The organism is Candidatus Hodarchaeum mangrovi, assembly GCF_975850365.1.
The window spans coordinates 1-4,207 of record NZ_CDLCQJ010000080.1 but is presented as its reverse complement, the minus strand read 5'-3'; the positions used below and the strand labels follow the sequence as shown (position 1 = coordinate 4,207).

Below are 4,207 nucleotides of genomic sequence, written 5' to 3'. Positions count from 1 at the left end.
TTTCTAACTGAAGGAGGAGCAGGTCTTGTTACAATTGGAGGATATCCAATTGGAAAGGAGATGATTCGTGCTTCAAACCGGATAATGAGTCGTGGGAGAAAAGAATTCAAGCTTATTTCTGGAGAGGAAGTTCAAGGATTAATTAGTGAAATAAACAAAGTCTCAATAATAAATAGGGTTATCCTAAATCTTCGGTTAAATAGTTCTGATGATGCTTTATATATTATAAATGATCTCAGTAAACAAATTGAATCAGATTTGGTCCTTGAGATTAATGCACACTGTCGACAACCTGAAGTAGTGAAACTTGGAGGAGGAGAAGCTCTTTTATTACGTATAAATACCCTAAAAAAAATTATTGATGTTTTGAAATCTTCTGATTTTCTTGTTTCGCTTAAAATCCGTGGAAATAAAATAGATCCAAGTTTATTTATCGAACAAATTAACAATACGGATTTAGACTTTTTACACATTGATTCATATCGTACTGGAATAGTAGGAACTGACTTAGAACTTCTTTCATATTTCTCTCTGAATTTAAATATCCCAATAATTGGGAATAATTCAATTATCGATTCTAGAGGGGCTTTAAATGTATTAAGGACTGGAGCAAAATATTTTTCAATTGCACGTGCTGCTAAGAAGAATCCTTTAATCTTTAAATCAATCCTTAAACATTTATAACAACCTTAAAAGGCCTATACAATGATTAATCATGTGGTAAATTCCTTGGTAAATCCACCACCATTATTTTTAATTCCAATTAAAGACTTTTCCGCAACTAAAACGAGAATGAGAGCTATGGTTCCATTACATGACGTTCAGTATATTGAGAAGCTAGCAAAAATTACATTTCTAAACATCATTCAAGTACTTCAAGAGTCTATGTTATCTTATGGAATTATTTCTCCTTCTGTCCAAATAATATCTCATAGCAAAGCTCTCGGGGCTAAGTTTGTTTACCAAGACTTGGGCGAAGGTTTAAACGACGCATTAAATGAAACTTTTAAGAATAGCTCTCTTCAAATCCCAATCGTAATTATGATGGCGGATCTTCCTTTTATAACAGGTGAATTTCTTTCTAATTTCTTAAACTCGATTAATGATAACGATTTATTAATTATCCCTTCAATTTCTGCTGATGGTACTAAGATAGGAACCGCTATATTATATATTCGTACCCCTACTTTAATCAAATTTCAATTTGGACACAATTCATGGTATAAATTTAGAAAAGAAGCCATTTCTAAGAATTTAAAAGTCCAAGTTCTCCATCAAGATCCATTTGCTAGGGATTTAGATACTTTGAGTGATTTAAAATATTTAAAACACCATCTTGGGATGGTTCACCATCCTCAACCATTTATTGAACTTCTTGAGCAGTTATGTTAATTTTGTGAGGAATTTGTTTACTCATTCATGGGATAGCTCTGAAGAGCTTTTTAAAGAAGAAGCCTTAAATTTCTTAGAATCAGCTGATCCTAAAACGTTAATTAAATGGCGTAAAATTTCTTTTGACATAACTCGAAAGTATTATAGTAACATTATTACCTATACAACAAATCTTTTCATTCCCCTGACATTTTTATGTCGAAATACATGTAGTTATTGTGGATTTAGGAAATCAAAAATTGAGTTGGGTGCAGAATTTCTTTCAATCGACAAAATAAGAGAGAACTTATTGAAAGCTCAAGAATATGGATTATCCGAGATTCTTATTACAATGGGTGACAAACCAGAGACAAAGTATCCCAATGCACAAAAATGGCTTGAAGATCATGGTTTTCGTTCAACAATAGAATATACTAAGTTCATTGCTCAATTATGTTTAGAAGATAATTTATTACCTCATATTAATGCTGGTAGCCTTTCATTCTCAGATTATTACCAATTAAAGGCTGTTTCAGCATCTATGGGGTTAATGCTTGAAAATTCTAGTTTTAGATTATCTGAAATAGGCATGCCTCATCATAAATCCCCTGATAAACATCCAAAAGTTAGATTGCAGAGTTTGAGAGATGCAGGTCGATTAAAAATTCCTTTTACAACTGGCCTATTAATTGGGATAGGAGAACACTATCAAGAAATTATTAATAGTCTCCTAGATATCAACAGATTATTTGAAAAGTATGGACATATTCAAGAAGTGATTATTCAGAATTTTAACCCTCATCCAAATAGTTTAATGAACAATTATCCTCCAGCATCTCTTTCTCTAATGGAGAAAATAATTATTTTAGCTCGAATTATCTTACAACCAGAAATATCTATTCAAGTACCTCCCAACCTTTTAAATGGATCAAGAAACCGTTTTATCAATGCAGGTATTTCAGATTGGGGTGGTCTTTCGCCACTCACCCCCGATTATATAAATCCGAACCATAAATGGCCTAATATCGACTATTTAGCAGAAATTTCTGCTAAATCAGGGAAAAAAATGAAAGAAAGACTACCCATATATCCCAGATATCTTAATTTAGGTTGGATTTCCTCTAAAGTCAGACAAGTAATTACGGAACAAGAACTCTCAACAGAAGATGGTTATCGGAAACGGGCTCAATGATAGGAACTAGAAATGTTAAAGATTTTCTTCGGACTTCATCCATAAAACCGATTTTGAATAGGATTATGAACAGTGAGTATCCTTCTCCTGGTGAAGCATATGAACTTTTCAAAGTCCAGGGACGGGATATATATTTATTAGCTTACATTGCCGACCAAGTCCGAGAGATACAGGTTGGACCAGCAATTTCCTATGTTGTTAACCTCAATCTTAACTTTACTAATGTTTGTACTAAGAATTGTTTATTTTGCGCATATTCCGTTTCTCCACAATCTTCTAATGGATTTTTTGAAATTTCTGAAGACTTTATTGCTGAAAAAATTAAGCGTTCTCTTCCTCATGAAATAACAGAGATTTGTATCCAAGGAGGGATACATCCTCATTCTTCCTTTGAAACCTATCTTCAAATTCTGCGAAATCTAAGACGAATTAAACCAAAAATTCACATTCATGCTTTTTCCCCCCAAGAAATTCATCATGCTGCCCAAACAGCGGATTTAACTATTCAAGAAGTATTAAAAGAGTTCAAAAAGGCTGGATTAGATTCAATGCCTGGAACAGCTGCAGAAATACTCGATGATGAAATTCGAAGGTTAATTTGTCCCAATAAAATAAAAACTGCCCAATGGTTGGATATTATTAAAACAGCTCATGAGTTAACTATTCCCACGACTTCAACAATAATGTTCGGACATATCGAAACTCCCAATCACTGGATTAGACACTTAGAATTACTAAAAGAGCTTCAACAAGAAACTGGTGGATTTACTGAATTTATACCATTACCCTTTGTAAGTAAAAAAACACTTTTAGCACAGAAATATTCTTCACAACTATTATGCATGACCAATTTGGATTATTTAAAGTTCTACGCGGTTTCCCGATTATTTTTAGGTGAAGTAATACCTAATCTTCAAACTTCTTGGGTCAAGTTAGGATTTCCTCTTGCCCTTATGACATTAAACGCAGGATGCAATGATATAGGAGGCACATTATTTGAAGAAAATATAACTCGATCAGCCGGAGGCGTTTATGGTCAGGTTGTTACTCCATCTGAAATTCAAAGTTTAATATCAACATTGGGAAGACCTTTCAAGCAACGAGATACACTCTATAATTATTTTAATAATCCACATTAAAATGAAAATCCCCGTATAACTTTTTGCAAATAAAAAGGATAAAATACTTCACAAGAATTACTTAAAATAAAGCAAAAATAGAACAAACTTGTTAGTAATATCTGTCAAATTGTGACTTTATGTGATCTGAAATGGATTTGGGAAAAAAATCTATTTTGGTTGTAGATGACGAAGAGGATACTTTGGAACTTCTCCAGACAATTCTTGAACATGAGGGTTTTAACGTTTGGAAAGCAATCAATGGAAAAGAAGCTCTTGACATAGTTAAGAAAAATCCTCACCTGATTTTGCTTGATGTGAGAATGCCTGGAGGATTATCAGGCCTTGATGTATGCATTTCAATTAAAAATAGTAAAAAATATAGACATATCCCGATAATTATCTTTTCAGCTAAAGTATTGGATCGTGATATTCGCCTAGGATTAGAAGCGGGAGCATCTGAATATATCACAAAACCCTTTAGTTCTGTAGAACTTTTAAAATTAATTAATCAGCATATTCTTTG

At 32.9% G+C, this 4,207-nt stretch carries 5 protein-coding genes; all 5 read left to right on the top strand.

Annotation, left to right across the window (positions count from 1 at the left end; translation table 11 throughout):
- The coding region (locus ACWVCY_RS07780; RefSeq protein WP_455141779.1) for a hypothetical protein at positions 1 to 684 on the top strand (684 nt) is incomplete at its 5' end.
- 45 nt (positions 685 to 729) lie between these two features.
- The gene (locus ACWVCY_RS07775; RefSeq protein WP_455141777.1) at positions 730 to 1,392 is read left to right on the top strand and encodes a hypothetical protein; all 663 of its coding nucleotides are present in this window, start codon (positions 730 to 732) and stop codon (positions 1,390 to 1,392) included.
- Between the two features lie 13 nt (positions 1,393 to 1,405).
- Entirely contained in the window at positions 1,406 to 2,563 is a 1,158-nt protein-coding gene (cofG, locus tag ACWVCY_RS07770; RefSeq protein ID WP_455141775.1) for a 7,8-didemethyl-8-hydroxy-5-deazariboflavin synthase CofG, read from the top strand.
- Positions 2,560 to 3,702: a 7,8-didemethyl-8-hydroxy-5-deazariboflavin synthase subunit CofH gene (gene cofH / locus ACWVCY_RS07765; protein WP_455141773.1), complete on the top strand. Its 1,143-nt coding sequence runs from the start codon at positions 2,560 to 2,562 to the stop codon at positions 3,700 to 3,702. Before cofG ends, cofH begins: the two co-directional genes overlap by 4 nt.
- Before the next feature lie 131 nt (positions 3,703 to 3,833).
- Positions 3,834 to 4,207, top strand: a 374-nt coding sequence (locus ACWVCY_RS07760) for a response regulator (protein WP_455141771.1), incomplete at its 3' end; no start/stop codon positions are given.

What these genes read in the sequence shown, in the direction of transcription:
- cofH (WP_455141773.1), top strand. Translation starts at nt 2,560, where the DNA reads ATGATAGGAACTAGAAATGTTAAAGATTTTCTTCGGACTTCATCCATA.